Origin of the sequence: Caballeronia sp. LZ003, assembly GCF_031451465.1 — a bacterium.
Taxonomy (GTDB): Bacteria; Pseudomonadota; Gammaproteobacteria; order Burkholderiales; family Burkholderiaceae; genus Caballeronia.
Map to the genome: position 1 here is coordinate 1,704,583 of NZ_JARUXJ010000001.1, position 26,352 is coordinate 1,730,934.

Genomic DNA, 26,352 nt, shown 5'->3' on the forward strand with positions numbered 1-26,352 from the left:
TTATCGCATCAACGTCAAGACACCATGTCCGGCACCTTATCCCTCACCGAAGCATTGATCGAACGCGCGTCCGTCACGCCCGACGACCAGCATTGTCAGGCGCTGATGATCGAACGCCTCGCCGCGATCGGCTTTCACTGCGAAACCATCGCCTCGGGCGGCGTCACGAACCTGTGGGCGGTCAAGCGCGGCACGGACGGATCGCAAGGCAAGCTGCTTGCCTTCGCCGGCCACACCGATGTCGTGCCCACCGGCCCGCTCGAACAATGGACCTCGCCGCCGTTCGCCCCGACGCAGCGCGACGGCAAGCTCTACGGGCGCGGCGCGGCGGACATGAAGGCCTCGCTTGCGGCGTTCGTCGTATCGAGCGAAGAGTTCGTCGCGAACCATCCGTTGCATCGCGGCTCGCTCGCCTTTCTCATCACGAGCGACGAAGAAGGCCCCGCTACCGACGGCACCGTGAAGGTCGTCGAAGCCTTGAAGGCGCGCGGCGAGCGACTCGATTACTGCATCGTCGGCGAGCCGACTTCGAACGCCACGCTCGGCGACATGGTCAAGAACGGCCGGCGCGGCTCGATGACAGGCAAGCTCGTCGTCAAGGGCGTGCAAGGGCATATCGCGTATCCGCATCTCGCGAAAAATCCGGTGCATGCGCTCGCACCGGCGCTTGCCGAACTCGTGGCGGAGCGCTGGGACGACGGCAACGAATACTTTCCGCCGACCACGTGGCAAGTCTCGAACCTGCATTCCGGCACGGGCGCGACCAACATCATTCCCGGCCACGCGGACCTGATGTTCAACTTCCGCTTCTCGACCGCGAGCACGGTCGAAGGTCTGCAAAGCCGCGTGCAAGCCATTCTCGACAAGCACGGCCTCGATTACGACCTGACCTGGACCGTGAGCGGCCTGCCCTTCTTGACGCCGCGCGGCGAACTCTCCGAGGCGCTCGAAAAAGCGATCCGCGACGAAACCGGCGTGGCGACGGAACTGTCGACCACGGGCGGCACGTCGGATGGGCGCTTCATCGCGCGCATCTGCAAACAGGTGATCGAATTCGGTCCGCCGAACGGCACCATCCATAAGATCGACGAACATGTCGAAGTGCGATTCATCGAGCCGCTGAAGAACATCTACCGCCGCGTGCTCGAACAACTCGTCGCTTAAAGCCTCTACCCGTCACACAAGGAGCCATTCGATGGCGCTGCCCTTCACCACCCTGCGCGACTTGCTGCGCTTTGGCGTTACGCGCTTCACACAGGCCGGACTCTCGTTCGGCCACGGTTCGACCAACGCCTATGACGAAGCCGCGTATCTGATTCTGCATACGCTGCATCTGCCGCTCGACACGCTCGACCCGTTTCTCGACGCGCGCCTGCTCGACACCGAAATCGACGCCGTCATGAAAGTGATCGAGCGCCGCGCGAAGGAACGCGTGCCCGCCGCCTACATCACGCAGGAAGCGTGGATGCACGGACACCGTTTCTACGTCGATGAGCGCGTGATCGTGCCGCGTTCGTTCATCGGCGAATTGCTGCAGGACGGCTTGCAGCCTTACGTGGCCGACCCCGACCAGGTCACGCGCGTGCTCGAACTCTGCACGGGTTCGGGCTGCCTCGCGGTGCTCGCGGCGCAGGCGTTCGAAAACGCCGATATCGATGCCGTCGACATCTCCGCCGATGCGCTCGCGGTCGCGCGCCGCAACGTCGACGACTACGAACTCGACGAACGCATCTCGCTTTACGAAGGCGACCTGTACGCGCCGCTGCCGCAAGACACGCGCTACGAAGTGATCATCACGAACCCGCCATACGTCAACGCCACCGCCATGCAGTCGCTGCCCGAGGAATATCGCCACGAGCCGGCACTCGCGCTCGCGGGCGGCGCGGACGGCATGGACGTGGTGCGGCGTATCGTGCACGAGGCGAGCAAGTGGCTGACCGAAGACGGCGTGCTCGTCGTCGAGATCGGCAACGAACGCGCCAATGTCGAAGCGGCGCTCGGCGGTCTCGATCTAATCTGGCTCTCGACCAGCGCCGGCGACGACAACGTGTTCCTGATCCAGGCCGCCGACCTGCCGGCCTGAGCCTTCAGCGGCGTTGTTTCAACGCAAGCGCGGTCCTTTTCGGGCCGCGACTTGCGCCCAAGGTTCGGTAATATGACGCATCCTCGCGGCAGCGCATTTGCTGTCGCGCCGTGCAGGCTGCACGCGTCGTCATCGGACCAACGGCATTCCATGCAAGCAGCAGACTGGCTACACCTCGGCACGCTCGTGATAGCCGCGCATGTGCTCGGCGTGATCGCGGCGATTCACGCCATCATCAATACGCGCACCTCGCAGGGCGCGGTGGCGTGGGCGGTGTCGCTCGTGGCCATGCCTTACTTCACGCTCATTCCTTATCTGTTTCTCGGCCGTAGCAAGTTCGCGGGTTATATCGACGCGCGTCGGCTCGAAGTCGAGATTCTGCGCAGCCGCTCGAAACCCGCCGAATGGGACTCGACGGATCGCAGCGACGCGCCTCAGCCGCTCCCGATTCATCGCGACGAAGCCGGCGCGCTGCTCGACGCGTCGGGCGTGCGCGGCGAGATTGCGCCGGGACCGGCGAGCTATCTCGGCAATCCGACCATTCGCACTTTGCAGCGCCTCTCGGGCATGCCGTTCCTGCGCGGCAACTCGGTGCGCGTGCTCGTCAACGGAGACGCCACGTTCTCCGCGATTCTCTCCGCCATCGAAGCGGCCGAGCACTATGTCGTCGTGCAGTTCTTCATCGTGCGCGCCGATGCGCTCGGCGAGTTGCTCAAGGAGATGCTCATCGCGCGGGCGAAAGCGGGCGTGCGCGTCTATTTTCTCTACGACAGCATCGGCAGCTTCGACTTGCCGCATCGCTACGTGAATGCGCTGCGTGCGAGCGGCGTACAGGCACATCCGTTCGCGGCCAAGCGCAAGTTCGTGCACCGCTTCCAGATCAACTTCCGCAATCACCGGAAGATCGTGGTGGTCGACGGCAAGCGCGCGTTCGTCGGCGGACACAACGTGGGCGTCGAGTATCTCGGCGGCAATCCACGCCTCACGCCCTGGCGCGATACCCACGTCGAGGTGCGCGGCCCCGCCGTGGCGAGCATCCAGTTCGTTTTCACGGAAGATTGGTACTGGGCCACGCAACGCCTGCCCGAGCTCGGCCCCGCGCCGCATTCGGACGAAAACATGCACTGCATGGTGTTGTCGAGCGGCCCGGCCGACAAACAGGAGACCTGTTCGCTCTTCTTCGTCGAGGCGATCAACGCGGCGCGCCAACGTGTCTGGATCACCTCGCCCTATCTGATTCCCGACGAAGCCGTGTTCTCCGCGCTGCGCCTTGCCGTGATGCGTGGCGTCGATGTACGCATCCTGATTCCGAGCCGGCGCGATCATCGCGTGGTGTTCGCGGCATCGAAGCTGTATGCCTACGATTTGTTGCAGGCGGGCGTGCGCATCTTCCGCTACAAGCCGGGTTTTCTGCATCAAAAGGTCGTGCTCGTCGACGATGTCGGCGCGGCCATAGGCAGCGCCAATCTCGACAACCGCTCCTTTCGCCTCAACTTCGAGGTCATGGTGCTGACCGTCGACAACGCTTTCGCGCGTGAAGTCGAAAGCATGCTGCTCGCCGACTTCGCGCTTTCGTATGAGATCGACCGCGAGGACTATCGCGGCGCGGCGTCCTGGCGACGCATGGCCATGCACGTGGCGCGCCTCTTCTCGCCTATCCTCTAAGGCGCTACAGCAGTTTTTCGATGTCCTCGGCAATCGACTCCGGTTTCGTCAGCGACGCGTAGCGCTTCAGGATGTCGCCGTTGCGGTTCACGAGAAACTTCGTGAAATTCCACTTGATGACCTCGGTGCCGAGCACGCCCGGTTCCTTCGATGTCAGATATTTGAAGAGCGGATGCGCATTTGGCCCCTTGACGTCGATTTTCGCGAACATCGGGAACGTGACGCCGTAGTTCTTTTCGCAGAAGCTGCCGATCTGCGTGGCATCGCCCGGTTCCTGCGCGCCGAACTGGTTGCAGGGAAAACCGAGCACTTCGAAACCGCGCGCCGCGAAGCGCTCATAGACTTCCTGCAAACCCTTGTATTGCGGCGTGAAGCCGCATTCGCTCGCGGTGTTCACGATCAAAAGCACCTTGCCGCGATACTGGTCGATGCCCACCGTCTCGCCGCCCAGCGTCTCGGCCTTGAACGCGTAAATGTCGTCGCTTGCTGCACTCATGAGTTGCTCCCGCTGGAAAGATTCGAAGAAAGGCGATGCTACTACCGCGCGCCACTTACCGCCATTGGCCGAACGGACGACCCCCGGCGCTTCGTGGCCGCAGTCTAAAATAGCGGTTTCCCTCATGCCGCGCCGCCATCTTCCGTGATTCGCTTCAACCAGTTCAGCCTCTCCCGCGGCACCAAGCCGCTTTTCGAAGAGACCAGTTTCACGCTCAATCCGGGCGAGAAAGCCGGTCTCGTCGGCGCGAACGGCGCGGGCAAATCCACGCTCTTCTCCGTGTTGCGCGGCGAGTTGCACGCGGACGGCGGCGATTTCGCGCTGCCGCCTTCGTGGCGCATTGCGCATGTCGCACAGGAAACGCCCGCCGTGGACCGCACGGCGCTCGACTACACGCTCGACGGCGACACGCGACTGCGGGCTATCGAGGCACGCATCGCGGCGGCTTCGGCGGCGCATGACGGCGCGGCCGAAGCCGAAGCCCACGCCGCTTTCGCCGATGCCGACGGCTACACCGCGCCCGCGCGCGCCGAAACGCTGTTGCTCGGCCTGGGCTTCACGCTCGCGCAGACACGCGAACCGGTGACGAGCTTCTCGGGCGGTTGGCGCATGCGCCTGAATCTGGCGCAGGCGCTGATGTGTCCGTCCGACCTCTTGCTGCTCGACGAACCCACGAATCACCTGGACCTCGATGCAATCATCTGGCTCGAAGACTGGCTCGGCCGTTATCCCGGCACGCTCGTCGTGATTTCGCACGACCGCGAATTTCTCGACGCGGTCTGCAATGTCACGCTGCATCTTGAGAGTCGTCAGATCAAGCGCTACGGCGGCAACTACAGCCGGTTCGAAGTGCTGCGCGCGCAGCAGCTCGCCTTGCAGCAGAACGCCTACGAAAAGCAGCAGAGAACGGTGGCGCATCTGCAGAGTTTCATCGACCGCTTCAAGGCCAAGGCGACCAAGGCCAAGCAGGCGCAAAGCCGTGTCAAGGCGCTGGAGAAGATGGAGCTGATCGCGCCCGCGCATGCGAGCTCGCCGTTCACGTTCGAGTTCCGCGCGCCCGACGCCGCGCCCAATCCGATGATGGTCATGGAAGACGTGCGCTGCGGTTATCGCAACGAGGGCATCGAGATTCCGATTGTCGAAGGCGTGACGCTGTCGATTCAAAACGGTCAGCGCATCGGCTTGCTCGGCGCGAACGGGCAGGGTAAATCGACGCTCATCAAGACGCTCGCCGGCACGCTTGCCGCGCTGTCCGGCAGCGTGCGGCAAGGCAAGGGCTTGCAGATTGGCTACTTCGCGCAGCATCAGCTCGAAACGCTGCGTCCCGACGACTCCGCCATTCAGCATCTCGCGCGGCTTGCGCCCGACACGCGCGAGCAGGAACTGCGCGACTTTCTCGGCAGCTTCAACTTTTCGGGCGAAATGGCGACCGCGAAGATCGCGCCGTTTTCCGGTGGCGAAAAGGCGCGGCTCGCGCTGGCGCTCATCATTTGGCAGAAGCCGAATCTGCTGCTGCTGGACGAGCCGACCAATCACCTCGACCTCGAAACCCGCCACGCGCTGACCATGGCGCTCGCGCAGTTCGAAGGCACGCTGATCCTCGTGTCGCACGACCGGCACTTGCTGCGCGCGACGACCGACACCTTCATGCTGGTGGCGAAGCATCGTCTGAGTCCGTTCGACGGCGATCTCGACGATTATCGCGACTGGCTGCTGCAACACGCCGCCGAAACGCGCGCGGCGGCAAAGGACGCGAATGGCGCGTCGTCCACGAACGCAGACACGCAGGACAGCGCGCAGAACCGCAAGGAACAGCGCCGTCTGGAGGCGCAGGAGCGGCAGAAGCTCGCGCATCTGAAGAAGCCGCTGCAGTCACGCATTGCGAAGATAGAAAAGGAAATGGATGCGCTGAACGCGGAGAAAGCCACGCTCGATGCGTTCGTGGCCGATCCCGCGAGTTACGAGGCCGCGATGAAAACGAAGCTAACCGACACCATTCGCCGGCAAGGCGAAGTCGGCGCGCGGCTGGAGGCGCTCGAAATGGAGTGGCTGGAAGCGCATGAAGAGCTTGAGCAGATCGGGTGATGACTTTGCGGCGCGCTGATCCAGCGGCCGGACTCACGTAGCTTCGCGTGCCTGGCGCGCCGCAAGCCTTCGAACGCCACCGTGCTTCGTAGGAAGCGCAACCCTTCACAGATCGACACGCAACACGTTCACCCACGCCGCCGCCACGAATTTCACCTTCGCGGCAAGGTCTGCCTTGGTTGCCGTTCGTCATCGACGAGCACGTGCTTGCGCCCCGTCACATGGCGGCGGATAGTCGCGACGACTTCGTCCTCGGTGGCATCGGCCGCGACGACACGGCGCGAAATCTGCCCTTCACCGTCGATCCATTCGACGATCCGGCATCCGCCACCGAAAGGCTGCTGCAGCGGCGCGGAGACACGGCACCCGCGCAGATGAAACGCGGGCTTGGGCCGCGTTGATTTGATGTGGTTCAAAGCGTGGTCCTCTCGATCCTTGCAATCACTTCGCCTGTGTCGAGACAGCAGACGAAGCCGGCCGGTTCCGTAGCCCTGTAAGGATAAGAAGATCGCGCGCGAATCAGGTTACATATCGACGCGACATTTTTACGCCGCATTACGAAGCTCTGACCAAGCGCGCCAGGAGCTCACTCCAGGTCGCGCACGCGGTCGATCGCTTCCTCGATCCGATCCACCGCGATCACGTTCAGCCCGTCGATAGGCTGCTTCGGCGCGTTGGCCTTCGGAATCAGCGCGGCCGAAAAGCCCAGCTTGGCCGCTTCCTTGAGCCGGTCTTGTCCGCGCGGCGAAGGCCGGATCTCGCCGGCGAGTCCCACTTCGCCGAACGTGATGAGGCCCTTCGGCAGCGGCTTGTTGCGCATCGACGAATGGATGGCGAGCAGCACGGCGAGATCGGCCGCGGGTTCGGTGATCTTCACGCCGCCGACGGCGTTCAGGAACACGTCCTGATCGAAACACGCGATGCCCGCATGCCGATGCAGCACCGCGAGCAAGAGAGCGAGCCGGTTCTGTTCGAGCCCGACCGCAAGGCGTCGCGGATTGGGCACGTGCGCGGTGTCGACGAGCGCCTGTACCTCGACGAGCAAGGGCCGCGAGCCTTCCTGCGTCACCAGGACGCACGACCCCGGCACGCTCTGCTCGTGCTGCGACAAAAAGAGCGCCGAGGGATTCGCCACGCCGCGCAAGCCGCGCTCGGTCATGGCGAACACGCCGAGCTCGTTGACCGCGCCAAAGCGGTTCTTGAAGGCGCGCACGAGCCTGAACGACGAGTGCGTATCGCCTTCGAAGTACAGCACCGTATCGACGATATGTTCCAGCACGCGCGGCCCCGCGAGGCTGCCTTCCTTGGTCACGTGGCCGACCATGATGATCGCGGTGCCGGTCTGCTTGGCGATGCGCGTCAACTGGGCCGCGCACTCGCGAACCTGCGCGACCGAGCCGGGCGCGGAGGTGAGCGCTTCGGAATAGATGGTCTGAATCGAATCGATGACCGCGACTTCCGGCCGTTGCTCGTCGATGGTCGCCTGGATTTTTTCGAGCTGGATTTCCGCGAGCAAGCCGAGGTCGCCGACGGCGCTGTCCCGCGCGCCCGTCAGGCCGAGCCGCGCCGCGCGCAACGCGATCTGCGCGCCGGATTCCTCGCCGCTCACGTAGAGCGCGCGCCGCTCGCGGGCGATTTCCGCAAGCGATTGCAAGAGCAACGTCGATTTGCCGATGCCCGGATCGCCGCCGATCAACACCACGCCGCCGGGCACGAGACCGCCGCCGAGCACCCGGTCGAATTCGCCGACGCCCGTGGTGAAACGCGGCACGTCGGAGGCCTCGATGTCGGCGAGCCGCTGCACCGGCGAACTCTTCGCGAGCGCCTGGAAGCGATGCGCCGAAGCGCCCTGCTCCACCGACTCCACGAGCGTATTCCACGCCCCGCACGCGGCACACTGGCCGGTCCATTTCGGCGCTTGTCCGCCGCATTCGCTACAGATATAGAGCGTCTTTGCTTTCGCTGCTTTTGCCACGCGCTGCCTTGCTATAAGTCCGGTTGAAGTTCGATGCCTGGGTCATTCCGCGCGCACCGGCACGCGTTGCGCGATCGCGCACATCAACTCATAGCCGATGGTGCCGCACGAAGAGGCGACATCGTCGATAGGCAGATTCGGGCCCCACAGTTCGACGCGCGAGCCGATGCCCGCATGCGGAACCGGCGTGAGATCGACCGTGAGCATGTCCATGGACACGCGGCCGACGAGTTTCGTCCTCACGCCATCGACGATAACGGGCGTGCCTTCCGGCGCCACGCGCGGATATCCGTCCGCATAACCGCACGCCACCACGCCGATGCGAATGGCCTGTCCCGCCGTGTAAGTGGAACCGTAACCGATGCTGCTGCCCGCCTCGACCGTCTGCACGGCGATCAGCTCCGACGAAAGCGTCATGGCCGGACGCAGCCCGAGATTCGCGACATCGGCCGTCACGCCCGACGGCGACGCGCCATACAAAATGATGCCGGGCCGCACCCAGTCGAAGTGCGCGGCCGGATGCCACAGGACCGCCGCCGAGTTCGACAGGCTGCGCGCCCCCGCAATGCCTTCCGCGCCGCGTTCGAACGCCGCCAGCTGATGCGCCACGCCGCGTTCGCTGTCGGCATCGGAAAAATGGGTCATGAGCGTGATCTGCCCGATGCCCTGCACCGCCCGCGCCCGCTCCCACGCCGCGCGGAACCGCTCGGGCACGTAGCCGAGCCGGTTCATGCCGCTATTCATCTTCAACTGGATATTGATAGGCTTGGACAGCCGCGCCATTTCCAGCATGCGCAATTGCTCGTCGCAATGCACGGCCGTGGTCAGGCTGTAGCGGTCGATCACGTCGATATCGGTCGGCCGGAAGAAGCCTTCGAGCAGAAGAATCGGCCCGGCCCAACCCAATTCACGCAACTTTACGGCTTCTTCGAGGTCCAGAAGCCCGAAGCCGTCCGTTGCCCGAAGTCCGGGGAACGCTCGCGCAAGTCCGTGGCCATAAGCATTGGCCTTGACGACAGCCCAGATTTTGGATTTCGGCGCGTGCTTTCGTGCGACGGAGAGATTGTTGGCGAGTGCGGCAGTGTGAATGGTGGCGGAAAGGGGGCGCGGCATGAGCGTGTGTGGAATTGCGGTTCGGGCAGTCGGAAGGGCGAGCATACGCCAGCGTGGCATTGCGTGCTGCGGGTCTCAAAGACGCCTTGCGAATCAGTATCTTAAGAACAAACTCGCGGACGATCGTCTGTTTTTCGAGCGTCATCGAGATTACTGCTAGTCAGAATGCGCCTATTTTCGTGTTATAAAGCCGTGCGCACAACCCATTTCGAAAGGCATAAGCCCGATCGCAAGACAAGCGGCATGTCCGGCGGGCGGGGCGGATCACCCGCAGTGAGGAAAGCTTCGGATCAGATGAAAAAAGGTTTTTACACCATCATGGCCGCGCAGTTTTTCTCATCGCTGGCTGACAACGCTCTCCTGATTGCTGCCATTGCACTGCTGAAAGACCTTCACGCCCCGAACTGGATGACGCCGCTCCTGAAGCTGTTCTTCGTGCTCTCCTACGTGGTACTCGCGGCTTTCGTCGGCGCTTTCGCGGACTCGCGGCCCAAGGGCCGGGTGATGTTCGTCACCAATTCCATCAAGGTCGTCGGCTGCATCACCATGCTGGTGGGCGCACATCCGCTACTGGCCTACGGCATCGTGGGCTTCGGCGCGGCGGCCTACTCGCCCGCGAAGTACGGAATTCTCACCGAACTGCTGCCCGCCGACCGGCTCGTTGCCGCCAATGGCTGGATAGAAGGCACCACGGTCGGGTCGATCATCCTGGGCACGGTCATGGGCGGCGCGCTCATCAGTCCGCATATCGCCGGGCATCTGCTCAGTCTGCACATTCCGAAAGTCAATACGCCCGCCGAAGCCGCCATGCTCGTGATCGTGCTGATGTATGTGATCGCCGCGATCTTCAACCTGCGCATTCCCGACACCGGCGCGCGTTATCCGAAGCAGGAAACGCGGCCGATCAAGCTCATCACCGATTTCGCCGGTTGCTTCGTGACGCTCTGGCACGACAAGCTCGGACAAATCTCGCTCGCGGTCACCACGCTCTTCTGGGGCGCGGGCGCGACCTTGCAGTTCATCGTACTGAAATGGGCCGAAGTGTCGCTCGGCATGACGCTCTCGCAGGCCGCCATCTTGCAGGCGGTGATCGCGGTGGGCGTCGCGGTCGGCGCGGTGCTCGCGGCGGCGCGCGTGCCGCTCAAGCGCTCGCTGTCGGTGTTGCCGGTGGGCATCATGATGGGCATCGCCGTCATGCTGATGGCGTTCTACACGCGCCACCTCTTTCCCGCGCACTGGGGCATCTACTTCGGCAAGATGCACTTTCCGGGGTATCTGCTCGTCGCCTATTTGTTCCTGATGATCGTCGGCGGCTTGTCGGGCTTCTTCGTCGTGCCGATGAACGCGCTGCTCCAGCATCGCGGGCACGTGCTCTTGTCGGCGGGCCATTCGATCGCCGTGCAGAACTTCAACGAGAATCTCTCCGTGCTCGTCATGCTGTGCCTCTACGCCGTGCTGGTGTGGCTCGACGTGCCGATCCAGTTCGTGATCGTGCTGTTCGGCACCTTCGTGTGCCTAATGATGTACTTCGTCATGCGGCGGCATCAGGCGAATCAGCGCGCGTTCGATTCCGTCGCGCTGATCGGCGAAGCGCGGCATTGAAGTCGCGCGGCACGCTTTGCTCGTAAGCATCGGCTAATCTTCTTCCATCATGCTTTCCGCCGATCTCTATTCCTTCGTCACGCGCGTGCGCGGTCATGCGCCGCTCGTGCATTGCCTGACGAATCTCGTCGTCACCAACTTCACGGCCAACGTGCTGCTTGCCATCGGCGCCGCGCCGGCCATGGTCGTCGCGCGCGAGGAAGTCGGTGAATTCGCGCCGATCGCGGGCGCGCTCTCCGTCAATCTCGGCACGCTCGACGTCCCGCAGTCCCGCGCGATTCGTGCCGCCGTCGATGCCGCCAACGGCGCCGGCAAGCCGTGGGTGCTAGACCCGGTCGCGGTCGGCCCGCTCACGTTCCGCACGGAATTCGCGCTCGAACTGCTCGATCTCACGCCAGCGGTCATACGCGGCAACGCATCCGAGATCATCAGTCTCTCGGGCGGCGCTGCAAGCGGACGCGGCGTGGACAGCACCGCCGCCACCGACGCCGCGCTCGACGCCGCCCAGATCCTCGCGCTCAGGACACAGGCAGTCGTCGCGGTGACGGGCGCCACAGACTACATCACCGATGGCCGGCAGGTCGTCGCGCTGTCGAACGGCTCGCCGCTGATGACGCGCGTAACCGGCGTGGGCTGCGCGCTCTCGGCGACGGTCGCGGCGTTCATCGCCACCGCGACATCGCGCGATGAACACTTCGCGGCGACGGTCGCGGCCATCGCCCATACGACGATTGCGGGCGAACTCGCCGCGCGCGATGCCGCCCTGCCCGGCAGTTTCGCGGTCGCGTATCTCGACCGGCTGGCCTCACTCGACGAGAACGCGTTCGGGCAGACGCTCGTCACGCGTGACGTCGCGCTTTCCTGATCGCTCGGCAAATGCGGCCTTCCTTCGATCTTTCGCTTTATCTCGTGCTCGATCCCGTGCAGTGCGGCGGACACGCTGCGGCGCTTGCCGTGGCGCGCGCGGCGCTCGAAGGCGGCGCGACCATCTTGCAATTACGCGCGCCCGAGTGGCACAAGCGCGCGTGGTACGAGCTCGCGCGCGATCTGCTGCCGCTCACGCGTGCGCATGGCGTGCCGCTCATCATCAACGATCAGGTCGATGTCGCGCTTGCAGTCGGGGCCGATGGCGTGCATGTCGGGCAGCGCGATCTGCCGGCCGACGCCGTGCGGCGCTTGCTGGGCGCGGATGCGATCATCGGTTTGTCGGTGGCCGATCGCGCCGAACTCGACGCGGCGAACGCGCTACGAGGAACCGTCGATTACCTCGGCGCGGGACCGGTGTACGCCACGCCGACGAAGACCGATGCATCGGCGCCATGCGGTATCGATGGCCTGGCTGCGCTCGTCGCCGATGCGCGTTTGCCCACGGTGGCGATCGGCGGCATTCAGACGCACAATGCCGCGGATGTCATGCGCGCGAAACCCGCGGGTCTTGCCGTCGTCTCCGCAATCTGCAAGGCGGCCGATCCCCGCGACGCGTCGCGCGTCTTGCGCGAGATCATCGAACGCGCCTGAACCTCACCGTCACCTTATGGCCGATACGAAAACCATCCCCAACGTGCTCACCATCGCCGGTTCCGACTCGGGCGGCGGCGCGGGTATCCAGGCCGATCTGAAAGCGTTCTCCGCGCTCGGCGCGTACGGCGCAAGCGTCATCACGGCGCTCACGGCGCAGAACACGTGCGGCGTCACGGCCGTGCATGCGCCGGAAGCGGCGTTCATCACCGCGCAACTCGATGCCGTGTTCGACGACATTCGCATCGACGCGGTGAAGATCGGCATGCTGGCGAACGCGGATATCGTGCGCGCTGTCGCCGATGCGCTCAGGCGGCATAAGCCGACGCATGTCGTGCTGGATACCGTGATGATTTCCAAGAGCAATCACGCGCTCCTCGCGCCGGAAGCGGTGGCGGCGTTGCGCGACGAACTGCTTCCGCTTGCCACGCTGGTGACGCCGAATCTGCCGGAGGCGGCGGCGCTGCTCGGCTCGACGCCGGCCGTCGACGAAGACGAAATGGTCCGTCAGGGCGAAGCGTTGCGCTCGCTCGGCGCGCGCGCGGTGCTGATGAAAGGCGGCCATCTTGTTTCGGCCGATAGTCCCGACTGGCTCGTCGAGGCAAGCGGTTCGATGCGGCTGAACGGTGTGCGCGTGCCGCTCAAGAATACGCACGGGACGGGATGCACGTTGTCGTCGGCGATTGCGGCGCTGATTCCGCAAACGGACGATCTCGCGAGCGCGGCGGCTGAAGCGAAGCGCTATCTCACGGGAGCGATCGAAGCGAGCGCGCGGCTCGATGTCGGGCACGGCGTCGGGCCGGTGCATCATTTTTATCGCTGGTGGTAGCGGTCGGCGCGCGCCTGAACGCTCTATAACCGCGCCGCCGCAAAGATCCGCGCGCGCTCCGGCCAGTCGTCCGGCACGATGAAGCCGCGCGATTCCTCGCTCCAGTTGCCCGCTTCATCGCGTCGATAAGCCGCGATCATCGTCGGCATGGCAATCTCTTGCAGACGCGCATGAATCACCGATGCCTCGGCCAACAACGCGTCAGCATCGTCTGCGCGGAGCCGCCGCGAAGCCAGCCACGCGAGTCGTGGCTGCACGATCCACGCGCGCTCATCGCAGGCATTGCTTGCCGTGCCACGCTTCTCGCGCCAGTCGGATGCCGTCATCCACCAGCCGCGCAAATGCTGCTCGCCGATTTCAGGCGCGCTCGCGACGCCTTCATCGCGATAAAAGAGCCGCCCCTTGATGAACAAGCGCGGCTCCCACGGTCCTTCGTAACCCAGCGCGATGAACTCAGGACGCGCCGTCAGCGTGGACTGATGCGTCAGCAAGCGCGCATGTTTCAGATCGAAGCGATCCTGCAAGTTCGGTCCCACGTAGTCGGAGAGTCGTGAACTTGGCGACGCGGCGTCAGCGCCGACGTTTTGCGCGGCGCGTTCACCGACAATGCGGCCTGGCAGACGCGCGCCTGACGACGCGTCGATATCGACACCGCCTTGCGCGGCGTGTTCACCGGCGAAGCGATCCGGCAGACGCGCACCGGACGGCGCGTCGATCTCGCCACCGCCTTGCGCGGCGCGTTCACCGACGAAGCGATCTGGCAGACGCGCGCCTAACGACGCGTCGATCTCGCCACCGCCCTGCGCGACAGGTTCACCGATATGCAGATAAAACTTCACCGCGAGTTCCCAATGCAGCCGCGCGCCGTCCGCCGTTTCGAGCAGAAAATCGCATTCGCCGATGGTGCGACGCTGGCGCCGTATCTGCACGTTCGCGGCGATCAGGCGCGCCGCCGGCCCGTGCGCCAGGAAGAATTCCAGCAGGCTTTCCGCATAGATGCCGAGCCGAGTGCTCTTTGGGTTGCGCGTGTGGGCGTGGAGCGCGTCGGGCGCGGCATCGAGTTCGGCGAGCCACGCGAGCGTCGTTCGCCGCATTGCTTCCGAGTCGAAGGGATGAGCGAGCCGCGCGCCCGCATGATGCTCGTCGAGCAAGTCCGGCGAGAGTAGCAGCCACGCCAGATCCCGCACCGTCGTGTCGCCGAAACCATCGACGATGCGCGCGAAATCCGGCGATGGCGCCGACATCAGCGGCCGACCTTTCGTCCTTCCTGCGCGCCCGCCTCGACGCCGAGCGCGGCGAGCGCATCCCGGTACGTGCCGCGCGCGAGGCACAGATCCGCCCAGGCCTTGGCCTTGTCGGGCAGGCTGCGCAGCAGATACGCGGGGTGATACGTGACCACCACCGGCACGCCGCGATATTCATGCACGCGGCCGCGCATCGACGCGATGCTGCCGTCCGTCTTGAGAAGACTCTGCGCCGCGAAGCGCCCGAGCGCGACGATGATTTTCGGCTTCACGAGCTCGACCTGACGTTGCAGATAAGGCTCGCAGCGCGCGACTTCCTCGGGTTCCGGATTGCGATTGCCGGGCGGACGGCACTTCAGCACGTTGGTGATGAAGACGTTCGACTCGCGCGACAGTTCGAGCGCGCGCAGCATGTTGTCGAGCAGCTTGCCGGCCTGGCCGACGAACGGTTCGCCTTCCTTGTCCTCGTTCTCGCCGGGCGCCTCGCCGATGAGCAGCCAATCCGCTTCGCGGTCGCCGACGCCGAACACCGTGTTGGTGCGGCGCTCGCACAGGCGGCAGCGTTCGCAACCGGCAACGCGCGCGGCGAGCGTGTCCCAATCGAGCGTATGGATGTCGCTCGGGGCGTCGGCTGCGGCGGGCGACGGTGCGTAAAACGGCGCATCGTCGGTCCACGGGAGATCGTCGTAGGCTTCGAAAGGGGCTTCGTGGTCTTGAGGCGGGCTTGGTTCGCGTGCGGCGCGTGCCGGTTCGCGATCGGCGCGAGTGACGGCTTCGGCTTCGGCTTCGCGTAAGCGCGGTTGGTGGGCCAAGGCATCAGGCGATGCGTGTTGCGCAAGACCTTCAGGCGCTTGGTTCGGCAGCGAATCGCGCGAGGTTGGGCTCGCCACATCTCCCCGACGCGTCGCCGATGCGTCGTGTGAATTGGCTGCCGGAAGAGGCGTCAACCGCGCCTCCGATGTTTTCGAAGCCAACGATGCCGCCTCGTCCGCATCCGGACTTGCCACTTCGCCACGCGACGAACGCGAAAGCCGCGCCTCGACTGCAACATCCGATGGCAACGTCAAGGAAGCCGAAGACGCGCCACCCGCCTCGCTCACCCGCCGCCGCACCCACACCGGCCCAAAGCCGAGTTCTTCCACAAGCAGATCATCGAGCGCCATGCGCACTCTCCTTCGGAAACGACAGACGCATGACGATTGCGTCCTCGCGCGAACGGTGCCGCGCGGGATAATAATTCTTCCGGCGCCCGATGGCCACGAAGCCAAAGCGCTCGTAAAGCTGAATGGCACGCGGGTTCGACGGCCGCACTTCGAGCAACACGCCTTCGAGCTTTTCCGTGCGCGTGATGCGCACCGCCTCGCGCAACAGCGTGAGCCCCGCTCCAGCGCGCTGCGCACTCGGCGCGACGCACAGGTTGAGCAGATGCATTTCATCGACGACCGGCATCAGCACGCAATAGCCGATGAGCGTGCCCGTCACATGCCGCAAGCACACGCCGTAATAACCATTGCGCAACGAGTCCTGAAAATTGCCGCGGCTCCACGGAAACTCGTACGCCATCTTTTCGACGGCGGCGACTTCGTCGAGATCGGCCTCGGTCCTCGGCGTCCGAGCCCGGGCCGCCCGCAGCGCGCCGCGCACCGCAGCGCCCCCTCGCCCGATGCGGCGCGCGCCTGCATGCGCTCCGCCGTCGTTTGCGCCACCTTGTCGCGGATATAGTCGGGTGCGGCGAGTTCAGGTGCAATCGCCCGTCCCGCGCGCCATTCGCGAAGCGCGATCAGCGCGACGGGAAGCGCGTGCGGCAAGGCATGACGATCGACGACCGTCGCGGCTGCAAGCGCGGGAAAACGCTCGCCAAAAGCCGTTGCAGCGTTGCCCGCGAGCGCAAAGGGGACATCGGGAAGCGGTACGGCCGCCGGTGCATCGAGCGATGCGGGATGCAGCGTGCGCCACGCGCCAGTTGCATCGTCGAACTCGAAGTCGGCCCAGTAGACTTCGTCCATGCGTGCATCGAGTGCGACGAGCACGCGCGCTGGCAGCGCTGCGTCGTGCAGGCGCGCCGCTTGTGCGCATGCGAAGAGCGTGCTCACGGGCACGACCGGCACGTTCAAGCCGAACGCCAAACCCTGCGCGACGCCTGTCGCGGTGCGCAATCCCGTGAAGGAGCCCGGACCCGCGCCGAACGCGATCGCCGAACATTCGGCAAGCGTGACGCCAGCGTCCTCGCACAACTCGCGCACCGCGGGCAGCAGCCGCGTGCTGGATACCGCGCCCGTCGCCTCGTGGCGAAACCAGACGCGTAGGTCGTCGTGTACGTATTGCGGGGCGACGGTATCGGAAGGAGAAGAAGAATTGGCGAGCAAGAGCGCAACGGAGCAGAACTCCGTCGAGGTATCGAGGGCGAGCAGAACGGTGCGTGTCATAGCCGGTATTGTAATGCGGGACCCGCGACGCTTTCGCGCCATCTGAATCGGCGCGACGCGTTTTCGGCGATGCGTGGTCTCTGGAGGCTTCGCTCGGTTCGAAGAAAACCTCGACCCATTCGGGAGAATGCGCTTGCTAAGATCGGCAGCCCAAAGACTCGCAGGAGAAACGCGCATGACCGAGATCGATCAGCAATTCGCCCAGGCGCAGAATGATGTCACGCAGTTGACCGAGCGCCCCGGCAATCTCACGCTGCTGCGCCTGTATGCGCTATTCAAGCAAGGCAGTCTCGGCGACGTTCAAGGCGACAAGCCAGGCTTCACCGATATCGCCGGCAAGTACAAGTACGAAGCCTGGGCCGCGCTCAAAGGCACACCCGCCGACGACGCCAAGCGGCGTTACGTGGAATTGGTCGATTCGCTCAGACGCGGCGACGCTGACTAATTCACGAGCTGAGCATGCCGGCGCGCTTCGATGCCCGAAATTGGCGCGCAGGTGCTTCATCATGTGGCGCGGTGCAACAAACTACGATATACTAGCGGTCAGCGCTTGACTGTAAGTTGCATCACCCGAGAAAGACCCAAGCAAGATCGGTGATCCTCCGAGCAACAAAGCGTTTCGTAGCGTTTTGCCCCAATCCAGTTTAGAAACTGTCCCCTCCCTGCCAGGCCGTCTGCGTGTTGTATTAGCGCGTTGTGTTGTTCGCATCTATCGGCCCGTCATGCATCAGGCTGACGTCAGCGCCCCTCGGGTCTGCCGTATCCTATACAGCTTCTAAAAAGATTCTCGCCGCTTATGCGTGCGAGTGGCCCCCCGTTTTTCGATTTGCTCGCTGTTTCTTCGCTCGCTGAATCCAACGACCTGGGTATGCCGATTGGCGCCGACGCCTCATTTCCCGTTTCAAGGATCGACATGACTTCGAGCATTACCCCCAGCCCGTTGGACAACATCGCAGCACAAGCACTAGACCTCCCCGCAGCACCCGCAGTACAAGCCGTGGCACAACCCGAAGGCCCGACGTTCGAGTCGCTTGGCCTGTCCGCCGACATCGTCTCCGCGCTGACCGCCGCAGGCTATCAGTCGCCGACGCCGGTTCAGCAGCGCGCGATTCCCGCAGCGCTCGCCGGCCGCGATCTGCTCGTCTCCAGCCCGACCGGTTCGGGCAAGACGGCCGCGTTCATGCTGCCCGCCATCGAAAAATTCGCGCAAATGGAGAAGCTCCAGGCGCAGCAACCGCGCGCCCCGCGTGACCCGAATGCCAAGCCGGTGCGCCGTCAGCAACCCGTCGCGCGCCCGCGTCTGCTCGTGCTCACGCCGACCCGCGAACTCGCCATGCAGGTTTCCGCTGCCGCGACGACCTATGGCCGTCATCTGAAGCGTCTGCGCACGGTCAGCATTCTCGGCGGCGTGGCTTACGGCCAGCAATTGATGCTGCTTGCGAAGAACCCTGAGATTCTCGTCGCCACGCCGGGTCGCTTGATCGATCACCTCGAACGTGGCCGTATCGACCTGTCGACTCTCGACATGCTCGTGCTCGACGAAGCCGACCGCATGCTGGACATGGGCTTCATCGACGACATCGAAACGATCGTTGCCGCCACGCCAGCTTCGCGTCAGACGCTGCTGTTCTCGGCCACCATCGACGGCAAGATCGCTTCACTTACCGGCCGTCTGTTGAAGGACCCTGAGCGCATCGAGATCGTTCAGAAGCTCGAAGCGCGCGACAACATCGCGCAACACGTGCATTACGTCGATGACCGCGATCACAAGGATCGTCTGCTCGACCATCTGCTGCGCGACGAAGGCCTCGATCAGGCAATCGTCTTCACGGCGACCAAGAGCGACGCGGACCTGATCGCCAACCGTCTGTCGGACGCTGGCTTCGATTCCGCCGCATTGCACGGCGACCTGCCGCAAGGTGCACGCAATCGCACGATCCGCGCGCTGCGCGAAAAGCGCGTTCGCGTGCTGGTCGCGACCGACGTGGCTGCACGCGGTATCGACATTCCCGGCATTACGCACGTGTTCAACTACGATCTGCCGAAGTTCGCGGAAGACTACGTGCACCGTATCGGCCGCACGGGTCGCGCGGGCCGCAGCGGCATCGCGGTGAGCCTCGTGCATTACGCTGAAATCGGCGCGCTGAAGCGTATCGAGCGCTTCGTGCGTTCGCCGCTGCCGGTGAACGTCGTGGTCGGCTTCGAGCCGCGCAAGTCGCCGCCTAAGGGTGGTTTCAGTGGCGGCGCTGGCGGCCGTGGTCGTCCGGGCGGCGGCAATGGCGGCGGTCGTCGCTTCGGCAGCGGCGGTGGCAATGGCGGCAGCGGTAACGGCGGTGGCCGTGGGTACGGCGCATCCAACGCCAGCGGATACGGTAACAAGCCGAGCACCGGTTCGCGCGAAGGCGGGTATCGCGGTGAAGGCGGCGGCTATCGCGGCACCAACGCCGGCGGCAGCGAAGGCGGTTATCGTGGCGGTTCGCGCGATGGCGGTTTCGGTGGCCAGCGCGACGGTTTCGCCCGCCGCAGCGATGGTCCGCGCGCCCCGCGCCGCGGCAGCTAAGCCTTGATCGCTTAAAGGGCAGAGCGGCTATAAAAGCCCTTTGCCCGATTGCACAAAAAAAACCGATGCCTCGCGCGTCGGTTTTTTTTCGTCCGCTCGCCATATTTCACGATGTGCAATGATCTTTTGCGTCGCAAAAGACGTGCTGCGCGGCACAACGTCGGGCATTGCAAGATGGAAAACCGTATTTCGCATCGTGGAAATATTATTCCATCTCCCTGTATTTTAACGAAAATATTTATACGCAAATCTCTCTGCAGGGACTGTGTTGCGGGCGGCAATTTGCCTAGACTCTTATATAAGAGTTGAGCAAACGAAACCGCCGACGTCGGCGCACGAAGCTCAAATCGCCAAGGAACTCAGTTCAATCTCAAGGAGAAACGCCATGACCTCACGTCAACAGCAAGCCCAACAACTCCATCAGGAATGGGAAACGGATTCGCGCTGGAAAGGTGTCAAGCGCAGCTATTCGGCGGAGGACGTGGTGCGTCTGCGCGGCTCCGTGCCGGTCGAGCACACGCTCGCGCGGCGTGGCGCTGAAAAGCTGTGGGCGTCGATTCATGAAGAGCCGTTCGTCAACGCGCTTGGCGCATTGACTGGCAATCAGGCGATGCAGCAGGTGAAAGCCGGCCTCAAGGCCATCTACCTGTCCGGCTGGCAAGTCGCGGGCGATGCTAATGTCGCGGGCGAGATGTATCCGGATCAGTCGTTGTATCCGGCGAACTCGGTGCCCCTCGTCGTGAAGCGCATCAACAACACGCTTACGCGCGCCGATCAGATTCAATGGTCCGAAGGCAAGAATCCGGGCGATGCCGGCTACGTCGATTACTTCGCGCCGATCGTCGCGGATGCCGAAGCCGGTTTCGGCGGCGTGCTCAACGCCTTCGAACTGATGAAGGCGATGATCGAAGCCGGCGCAGCGGGCGTGCACTTCGAGGACCAGTTGGCGTCGGTGAAAAAGTGCGGCCACATGGGCGGCAAGGTGTTGGTGCCCACGCGTGAGAACGTCGCGAAGCTGACGGCCGCGCGTCTCGCCGCCGACGTCTGCGGCACGCCGACGCTCGTCATTGCGCGCACGGATGCCGAAGCCGCCGATCTCGTCACGTCCGACATCGACGACAACGACAAGCCGTTCCTGACCGGCGAGCGCACCGTGGAGGGCTTCTATCGCACGCGTCCGGGGCTGGATCAGGCAGTGTCGCGCGGCCTTGCCTACGCGCCGTATGCGGACCTCGTATGGTGCGAAACCGGCAAGCCGGACCTGGAATACGCGAAGAAATTCGCCGAAGCCATCCACAAGCAGTTCCCGGGCAAGATGCTCTCGTACAACTGCTCGCCGTCGTTCAACTGGAAGAAGAATCTGGACGACGCGACCATCGCCAAGTTCCAGCGCGAACTCGGCGCAATGGGCTACAAGTTCCAGTTCATCACGCTCGCGGGTTTCCACGCGCTGAACTACTCGATGTTCAACCTCGCGCACGGCTACGCCCGCTCGCAGATGAGCGCCTTCGTCGAACTGCAGCAAGCCGAATTCGCTGCCGCCGACAAGGGTTTCACGGCGGTCAAGCATCAACGCGAAGTGGGCACCGGCTATTTCGATGCCGTCACGCAAACGGTCGAACGCGACGCATCGACGACCGCGCTGCATGGATCGACGGAAGACGAGCAGTTCTTCGACAAAAAGGTCGCGTAAAAGCGGCAGGCTGAATCAGGGAGCGCAGTGAAACCGACGGCGGCCGTGGCGACATGGCCGCCGTTTTTCATTTCACCGTGACCTGTCACCGATAGACGATGACCGGAATCTTGGTATGCGTGAGCACGCGCTGTGTCTCGCTGCCGATCAGGAGACTGCCAAGCCCGCGTCTGCCGTGCGAGGCCATCAGGATCACGTCGCAGCCGTTGCCCTCCGCCGCCTCGATGATGCCGATATACGGCGCCGCGTCGATGCTCGTCACGCTGTCGCACGCCACGCCTGCCGCGATCGCCGCGCGTTCGACGGCGCGCAGATGATCGCGGGCTTCGCGTTCGGCGCGCGTGTGGAAGTCGTCGGGTGGTTCGACGGCGACATCGGCGAAAGGCGAATAAGGGTATTGCGGCAGGCACGCGTAAGCCGTGATGCGTGCGCCAACGGATTGCGCGAGGTCGATCGCGCCGTCGATGGCCTTTTGCGACAGTTCGGAACCGTCCGTCGGCACAAGGATGTGTTTGAACATGGCGTCCTCCTTCGGGCGTCGGTGCGTGCTTTCATTCTAGTGCCGCAAACGCGCGATCAAGGGCGGTTCATCCCCAGTATCCCGAAGCGTTATACGTATGCTTGAGCAGATCGAGAAAAAGACGCACGCGCAACGGCAAGTGCCGGCGTTGCGGAAAAACGGCGTGGATGCCGATAGGCGGCGCGGCGAACGCATCGAGCACGCTCTCGAGGCGTCCCGCGCCGATATCCTCGCCCACCTCCCACCACGACCGCCACGCGAGCCCGCGCCCTTCCATGCACCACTCGTGCAGCACGGCGCCGTCCGAGCACTCCATCGTGCCGGAGACTTTGATCGTCACTACCTTGCCATTTTGCTGAAACACCCAGCCGCGCTGCTGATTCGCCGATGCCCCAAGCGCGAGACAGTTGTGATGCGCAAGCGCCGCGAGGTCCGCGGGTTCGCCGAATTTCGCGAGATAGTCGGGCGACGCCACGCACACGCGCCGGTTCTCGCCGAGTTTGAGCGACACGAGCGACGAATCCGGCAACTCGCCGAGACGCACGGCGCAATCGAAGCCTTCGTTGACGAGATCGACCATGCGGTCGGTGAGATCGAGGCTCACGGAAACGTCCGGATGCAGCGTCGTGAATTTCGGCACGAGCGGCGCGACGTGACGCCGCCCGAAGCCCGCCGGCGCCGACACGCGCAGATGCCCGCTCGCCTTCACGCCGCCCGCCGACACGCTCGATTCCGCGTTCTGCATGTCGTTGATGATGCGCTGACAGTCTTCGAGGAACGCCGAGCCTTCGAACGTCAGCGTAATCTTGCGCGTCGTGCGCACGAGCAGCTTGACGCCCAGCCGTTCTTCCAGCGCGTCGAGCCGCCTGCCTATTACCGCGGGCGCGATGCCTTCCGCCTGCGCTGCCGCCGACAAGCTGCCTTTTGCCGCGACGGCCGCGAACGTCTCAATCTGCTTGAATCGATCCATGCGTTTTTTTCGTCAAATGCGGGACTCGCGCTCAGATTAGGTATTAAAAAGTAAAAGATCAAGTGATCCGGCGATGCTTTTTCCATCACTACGATCACCAATACAATCCAACCCGACCTCTACATGGAGCGCACGGCTATGTCGGCCATAACGACACACCCATCTCCTCGCGCAGTGATTTTCGACGCCTACGGCACGCTCTTCGACGTTCACTCGGTCGTCTCGGTGGCCGAGCAACTGTTTCCCGGCAAGGGCGAGCCGCTCTCGCAGCTCTGGCGGCAAAAGCAGATCGAATACACGCAGTTGCGCACGCTCGCCGATCCGTCGGGTAGCCATTACGCGCCGTTCTGGGACATCACGATCGATGCCCTGCGCCACGCCGCCGCCCGCCTCGGTCTTGCCGATGCGCTCAACAGCGCCGCCGAGAAGCGTCTGATGGACGAATACGCCTGCCTGTCCGCGTTCCCCGATACCGTGACCGCGCTCAAACAATGGCGCGAGCACGCAGGCATTCCCCTCGCGATCCTGTCCAACGGCAATCCGCCGATGCTCGATATCGCCGTTAAAAGCGCGGGCATGACGGGCCTCTTCGACCACGTGCTTTCCGTCGATGCGGTGCGCGCCTACAAGCCCGCCGCCGCCGCGTACGAACTCGGCACGCGCGCTTTCGGCGTGGCGGCGCGCGAGATCGTGTTCGTGTCGTCGAACGGCTGGGATATCGCGGGCGCGACTTGGTTCGGCTACACGACGTTCTGGATCAATCGCGCCGGCTTGCCGGTGGAAGAACTCGGGCTCGCGCCACGTGCAACGGGACGCGGCATGGCCGAACTGATCGAATTCATCGAAGGTGGATGCAAGCCACAGGACATTCCCTTACGTGGTGCGCGCCGGGCGCCGCGCAACTGATTTACCGCTTTACCGCTACAAGCAAAACCGTCTGACCGACCAAGGAGATTTGAACATGACGCAGACATCGCAATCGCATCCGCTCTCGTTGCCCGAAGGCATGCGCATCGCGGCCGAGATCAAGCCGGGCTTCGAAACCGTCCTCACGCCCGAGGCGCTCGCGCTCGTTGCATCGCTGCATCGCCGTTTCGAGCCGCGTCGCCGCGAACTGCTCGCCGCGCGTATCGACCGTACCCGGCGGCTCGACGCAGGCGAGCGTCCCGACTTCCTCGCATCGACCGAATCGATTCGCGCAGGCGACTGGAAAGTGGCGCCGTTGCCGAAGGACCTGCAATGCCGTCGTGTGGAGATCACCGGTCCGGTCGAGCGCAAGATGATCATCAACGCGCTCAACTCCGGCGCGGATTCGTACATGACCGACTTCGAGGATTCGAACGCGCCGAGTTGGGACAACCAGATCACCGGCCAGCTCAATCTGTTGGAGGCCGTGCGCCGCACCATCTCGCTCGAACAGAACGGCAAGTCATACAAGCTCAACGACCAGGTCGCCACGTTGATCGTGCGTCCGCGCGGCTGGCATCTGGATGAGAAACACGTGACGGTCGATGGCGAGCGCGTCTCGGGCGGCATCTTCGACTTCGCGCTGTTCCTGTTCCACAACGCGAAGGAACTGATCGCGCGCGGCAGCGGCCCTTACTTCTATCTGCCGAAGATGGAGAGCCATCTCGAAGCGCGTCTGTGGAACGACATCTTCATCGCGGCGCAGGAAAGCGTGGGCATTGCGCGCGGGACGATTCGCGCGACCGTGCTGGTCGAAACCATTCTCGCCGCCTTTGAAATGGACGAGATTCTGTACGAACTGCGCGAACATAGCTCCGGCCTGAACGCAGGCCGTTGGGATTACATCTTCTCCGCGATCAAGAAGTTCAAGAACGATCCAAACTTCTGCCTCGCCGATCGCGCCAAGATCACGATGACTGTGCCCTTCATGCGCGCATATGCGCTCGAATTGCTGAAGACGTGCCACAAGCGCAATGCGCCGGCTATCGGCGGCATGGCGGCGCTGATTCCGATCAAGAACGATCCCGCCGCGAACGAAAAAGCGATGGGCGGCGTACGTTCCGACAAGGCGCGCGATGCCACCGACGGTTACGACGGCGGCTGGGTCGCGCATCCGGGACTCGTGCCCATTGCGATGGAAGAATTTGTGAAAGTGCTCGGCGACAAGCCGAATCAGATCGCGAAGCAACGTGACGACGTACAGGTGAGCTCACACGATCTGCTCGATTTCCGTCCGGAAGAGCCAATCACCGAAGCCGGTTTGCGCAATAACGTGAACGTGGGCATCCACTATCTCGGTTCGTGGCTCGCGGGCAATGGCTGCGTGCCGATCCATAATCTGATGGAAGATGCCGCGACCGCCGAGATTTCGCGTTCGCAAGTGTGGCAGTGGATTCGTTCGCCGAAGGGCAAGCTCGACGATGGCCGCAAGGTTACGGCGTCGATGGTGCGGGAGATCACCATCGACGAACTCGAGAAGGTGAAGCAGTTGGTCGGCGGCGCGGGCAGCGATACCAAGCCTTACGAACGCGCGGCCAAGATCTTCGAAGAGATGTCGACTTCGGCGCAGTTCACCGAATTTTTGACCCTGCCGCTTTACGAGGCGATCTGACCCGCGAAGGTTGAGTCGTTCATCGCGAAACGTGCATTGCGAACAAACGGCCTGCGGGCCGTTTGTTCATTGAGACGTGGCGAACGAATCGCGCATGGCGTGTGCTACATTGCGCATCGTCTTTTTAACGATTCAACCGTGGAGCGCACTGACCGTGCGAACGACAGCATGAGCAATATCCAGCTCGATATCGAATGGACCGAGGCGGCATCGCGCAAAATCGAGAAACTGATGCCGCGCAACGCCAGCAAGGACGCCTATCTGGCACTGCCGCCGGTCGAATGTTTGCCGATGGAAGGCGATGTGCTTTTCCTTGGGCCGTCAGGCAAACAGCAACCGTTTATCGTGGCCGAGCGTCAATATCATCACGACGGCGATGCGGACTGGACCATCATTCTGATCCTCGACGTCCCGCACGAAACGCACTAACGACCCAACGGCATCCGCGCCGTTCATTCACGCCGCAGTTCAGAGAATCTTGCCTGCGACGTGAACCTCGCCGTGCTCGGCCAGTTCCGGCGACTTGGCGCGAAACGCCTGGATATGCGCGGACTTGCCGTGCTCGGCGAGCGCCTCTTCGCTTTCCCAACGCTCGACGAAGATGAAGCGGCGCGGTTCCTTCACATCGCGATGCAAGTCGTATTGCAACGCGCCGCGTTCCTTGCGAGTCGGCTCCACATTCGCTTCGAGCACTTTCCTGAATTCCTCTTCCTTGCCTGGCTTCGCGACAAAAATAGCGACGACAGCGACTTCCGACATAAGTGTTCTCCTCGTTTCAATGTTGGGATGGAACGCGAAGCATAACCGCGCGCGGCGCACTCTGCCGTTTTCGATCCACAAAGAAAAAACCCGCGTTCCGAATGAAACGCGGGTAAAAACCGTCGCCCTACGAGGATAGGCGACGGGGCCATCGGGGTTCGCGAGAACGCGAACCATTATTCGTTTGTCCTGTACCGGCGCTTCGCGGTGCCGTGTTCGCCAATGACGTAATGTAC

24 protein-coding genes and 1 pseudogene are annotated in these 26,352 nt (G+C 63.6%); 14 read left to right on the forward strand and 11 right to left on the reverse strand.

The annotated features are described in order from the left end of the window. Positions 1-24 precede the first annotated feature (24 nt). The 3 genes from dapE (at position 25) to cls (ending at position 3,748) form a co-directional block, all read left to right on the forward strand. A complete protein-coding gene (gene dapE, locus QCE79_RS07515) occupies positions 25-1,164 on the forward strand; it encodes a succinyl-diaminopimelate desuccinylase (RefSeq protein ID WP_309843106.1) in 1,140 nt (379 codons plus the stop codon). 31 nt (positions 1,165-1,195) lie between these two features. Next, a complete protein-coding gene (prmB, locus tag QCE79_RS07520; RefSeq protein ID WP_309843109.1) occupies positions 1,196-2,083 on the forward strand; it encodes a 50S ribosomal protein L3 N(5)-glutamine methyltransferase in 888 nt (295 codons plus the stop codon). A gap of 150 nt (positions 2,084-2,233) precedes the next feature. Continuing rightward, on the forward strand, positions 2,234-3,748 hold the full coding sequence (cls, locus tag QCE79_RS07525; protein WP_250464474.1) for a cardiolipin synthase: 1,515 nt from the start codon (positions 2,234-2,236) through the stop codon (positions 3,746-3,748). Between the two features lie 4 nt (positions 3,749-3,752). Here cls and QCE79_RS07530 read toward each other — a convergent pair whose 3' ends face one another. Beyond that, positions 3,753-4,244, reverse strand: coding sequence for a glutathione peroxidase (locus tag QCE79_RS07530; protein ID WP_309843113.1), 492 nt, complete (start codon positions 4,242-4,244; stop codon positions 3,753-3,755). A 144-nt stretch (positions 4,245-4,388) separates the two neighbouring features. On the opposite strand from QCE79_RS07530, the gene QCE79_RS07535 reads away from it, so the two are divergent. Further along, a complete protein-coding gene (locus QCE79_RS07535; protein WP_309843115.1) occupies positions 4,389-6,329 on the forward strand; it encodes an ATP-binding cassette domain-containing protein in 1,941 nt (646 codons plus the stop codon). A gap of 152 nt (positions 6,330-6,481) precedes the next feature. Here QCE79_RS07535 and QCE79_RS07540 read toward each other — a convergent pair whose 3' ends face one another. From QCE79_RS07540 to alr, 3 genes are all read right to left on the reverse strand, one after another. Further along, positions 6,482-6,745, reverse strand: a complete 264-nt coding sequence (locus QCE79_RS07540) for a DUF2866 domain-containing protein (protein WP_244827743.1) — start codon at positions 6,743-6,745, stop codon at positions 6,482-6,484. A 170-nt stretch (positions 6,746-6,915) separates the two neighbouring features. Further along, positions 6,916-8,304: a DNA repair protein RadA gene (radA, locus tag QCE79_RS07545; protein WP_244827742.1), complete on the reverse strand. Its 1,389-nt coding sequence runs from the start codon at positions 8,302-8,304 to the stop codon at positions 6,916-6,918. A gap of 42 nt (positions 8,305-8,346) precedes the next feature. Continuing rightward, positions 8,347-9,417, reverse strand: coding sequence for an alanine racemase (gene alr / locus QCE79_RS07550; RefSeq protein ID WP_244827741.1), 1,071 nt, complete (start codon positions 9,415-9,417; stop codon positions 8,347-8,349). Positions 9,418-9,711: 294 nt separating this feature from the next. Here alr and lplT point away from each other — a divergent pair, with 294 nt between their 5' ends. The 4 genes from lplT to thiD are packed head-to-tail and all read left to right on the forward strand — an operon-like array spanning position 9,712 to position 13,366. After that, a complete protein-coding gene (lplT, locus tag QCE79_RS07555) occupies positions 9,712-11,019 on the forward strand; it encodes a lysophospholipid transporter LplT (RefSeq protein ID WP_244827740.1) in 1,308 nt (435 codons plus the stop codon). 49 nt (positions 11,020-11,068) lie between these two features. Further along, positions 11,069-11,884 (forward strand): hydroxyethylthiazole kinase, encoded by an 816-nt coding sequence (thiM, locus tag QCE79_RS07560; protein WP_250508918.1) that lies wholly within the window; start codon positions 11,069-11,071, stop codon positions 11,882-11,884. A gap of 11 nt (positions 11,885-11,895) precedes the next feature. Then, positions 11,896-12,537, forward strand: coding sequence for a thiamine phosphate synthase (thiE, locus tag QCE79_RS07565; RefSeq protein ID WP_250525737.1), 642 nt, complete (start codon positions 11,896-11,898; stop codon positions 12,535-12,537). A 16-nt stretch (positions 12,538-12,553) separates the two neighbouring features. After that, complete coding sequence (gene thiD, locus QCE79_RS07570; RefSeq protein WP_250525736.1) at positions 12,554-13,366, forward strand: bifunctional hydroxymethylpyrimidine kinase/phosphomethylpyrimidine kinase; 813 nt, start codon at positions 12,554-12,556, stop codon at positions 13,364-13,366. Positions 13,367-13,389: 23 nt separating this feature from the next. Here the strand turns inward: thiD and QCE79_RS07575 are convergent, their stop codons facing one another. From QCE79_RS07575 to tsaB, 4 genes and pseudogenes are all read right to left on the reverse strand, one after another. After that, entirely contained in the window at positions 13,390-14,610 is a 1,221-nt protein-coding gene (locus tag QCE79_RS07575; RefSeq protein ID WP_309843120.1) for a DUF1853 family protein, read from the reverse strand. Continuing rightward, positions 14,610-15,773 carry a uracil-DNA glycosylase family protein gene (locus QCE79_RS07580; protein ID WP_309843124.1) on the reverse strand — a complete coding sequence of 388 codons (1,164 nt, stop codon included), beginning with the start codon at positions 15,771-15,773 and terminating at the stop codon, positions 14,610-14,612. Before QCE79_RS07580 ends, QCE79_RS07575 begins: the two co-directional genes overlap by 1 nt. Continuing rightward, positions 15,760-16,254: a ribosomal protein S18-alanine N-acetyltransferase gene (rimI, locus tag QCE79_RS07585; RefSeq protein WP_309843127.1), complete on the reverse strand. Its 495-nt coding sequence runs from the start codon at positions 16,252-16,254 to the stop codon at positions 15,760-15,762. The genes QCE79_RS07580 and rimI overlap by 14 nt, the downstream gene beginning before the upstream one ends. A gap of 80 nt (positions 16,255-16,334) precedes the next feature. Next, positions 16,335-17,213 (reverse strand): annotated as a pseudogene (gene tsaB, locus QCE79_RS07590) (tRNA (adenosine(37)-N6)-threonylcarbamoyltransferase complex dimerization subunit type 1 TsaB); the annotation flags it as partial. Here tsaB and QCE79_RS07595 point away from each other — a divergent pair. The 3 genes from QCE79_RS07595 to aceA all read left to right on the forward strand — a co-directional run bounded on the left by QCE79_RS07595 (position 17,212) and on the right by aceA (position 21,289). After that, complete coding sequence (locus tag QCE79_RS07595; protein ID WP_244827732.1) at positions 17,212-17,481, forward strand: acyl-CoA-binding protein; 270 nt, start codon at positions 17,212-17,214, stop codon at positions 17,479-17,481. The pseudogene tsaB and the gene QCE79_RS07595 overlap by 2 nt on opposite strands. Positions 17,482-17,949: 468 nt before the next feature. Further along, the gene (locus QCE79_RS07600; RefSeq protein ID WP_309843130.1) at positions 17,950-19,596 is read left to right on the forward strand and encodes a DEAD/DEAH box helicase; all 1,647 of its coding nucleotides are present in this window, start codon (positions 17,950-17,952) and stop codon (positions 19,594-19,596) included. Positions 19,597-19,981: 385 nt separating this feature from the next. After that, entirely contained in the window at positions 19,982-21,289 is a 1,308-nt protein-coding gene (aceA, locus tag QCE79_RS07605; protein WP_244827730.1) for an isocitrate lyase, read from the forward strand. An 85-nt stretch (positions 21,290-21,374) separates the two neighbouring features. Here aceA and QCE79_RS07610 read toward each other — a convergent pair whose 3' ends face one another. Together QCE79_RS07610 and QCE79_RS07615 are read right to left on the reverse strand one after the other, a co-directional pair. Continuing rightward, positions 21,375-21,809 (reverse strand): universal stress protein, encoded by a 435-nt coding sequence (locus QCE79_RS07610; RefSeq protein ID WP_244827729.1) that lies wholly within the window; start codon positions 21,807-21,809, stop codon positions 21,375-21,377. Between the two features lie 67 nt (positions 21,810-21,876). Beyond that, positions 21,877-22,779, reverse strand: coding sequence for a LysR family transcriptional regulator (locus QCE79_RS07615; protein WP_309843133.1), 903 nt, complete (start codon positions 22,777-22,779; stop codon positions 21,877-21,879). 138 nt (positions 22,780-22,917) lie between these two features. Here QCE79_RS07615 and QCE79_RS07620 point away from each other — a divergent pair, with 138 nt between their 5' ends. From QCE79_RS07620 to QCE79_RS07630, 3 genes are all read left to right on the forward strand, one after another. Then, positions 22,918-23,685, forward strand: a complete 768-nt coding sequence (locus tag QCE79_RS07620; RefSeq protein ID WP_309843136.1) for a haloacid dehalogenase type II — start codon at positions 22,918-22,920, stop codon at positions 23,683-23,685. A 55-nt stretch (positions 23,686-23,740) separates the two neighbouring features. Beyond that, positions 23,741-25,357, forward strand: a complete 1,617-nt coding sequence (gene aceB, locus QCE79_RS07625; RefSeq protein WP_309843138.1) for a malate synthase A — start codon at positions 23,741-23,743, stop codon at positions 25,355-25,357. A 168-nt stretch (positions 25,358-25,525) separates the two neighbouring features. Continuing rightward, positions 25,526-25,786 (forward strand): DNA-binding protein, encoded by a 261-nt coding sequence (locus tag QCE79_RS07630; protein WP_244828011.1) that lies wholly within the window; start codon positions 25,526-25,528, stop codon positions 25,784-25,786. A gap of 39 nt (positions 25,787-25,825) precedes the next feature. Here QCE79_RS07630 and QCE79_RS07635 read toward each other — a convergent pair whose 3' ends face one another. Next, the gene (locus QCE79_RS07635; protein ID WP_309843140.1) at positions 25,826-26,116 is read right to left on the reverse strand and encodes a putative quinol monooxygenase; all 291 of its coding nucleotides are present in this window, start codon (positions 26,114-26,116) and stop codon (positions 25,826-25,828) included. Positions 26,117-26,352 lie beyond the last annotated feature (236 nt).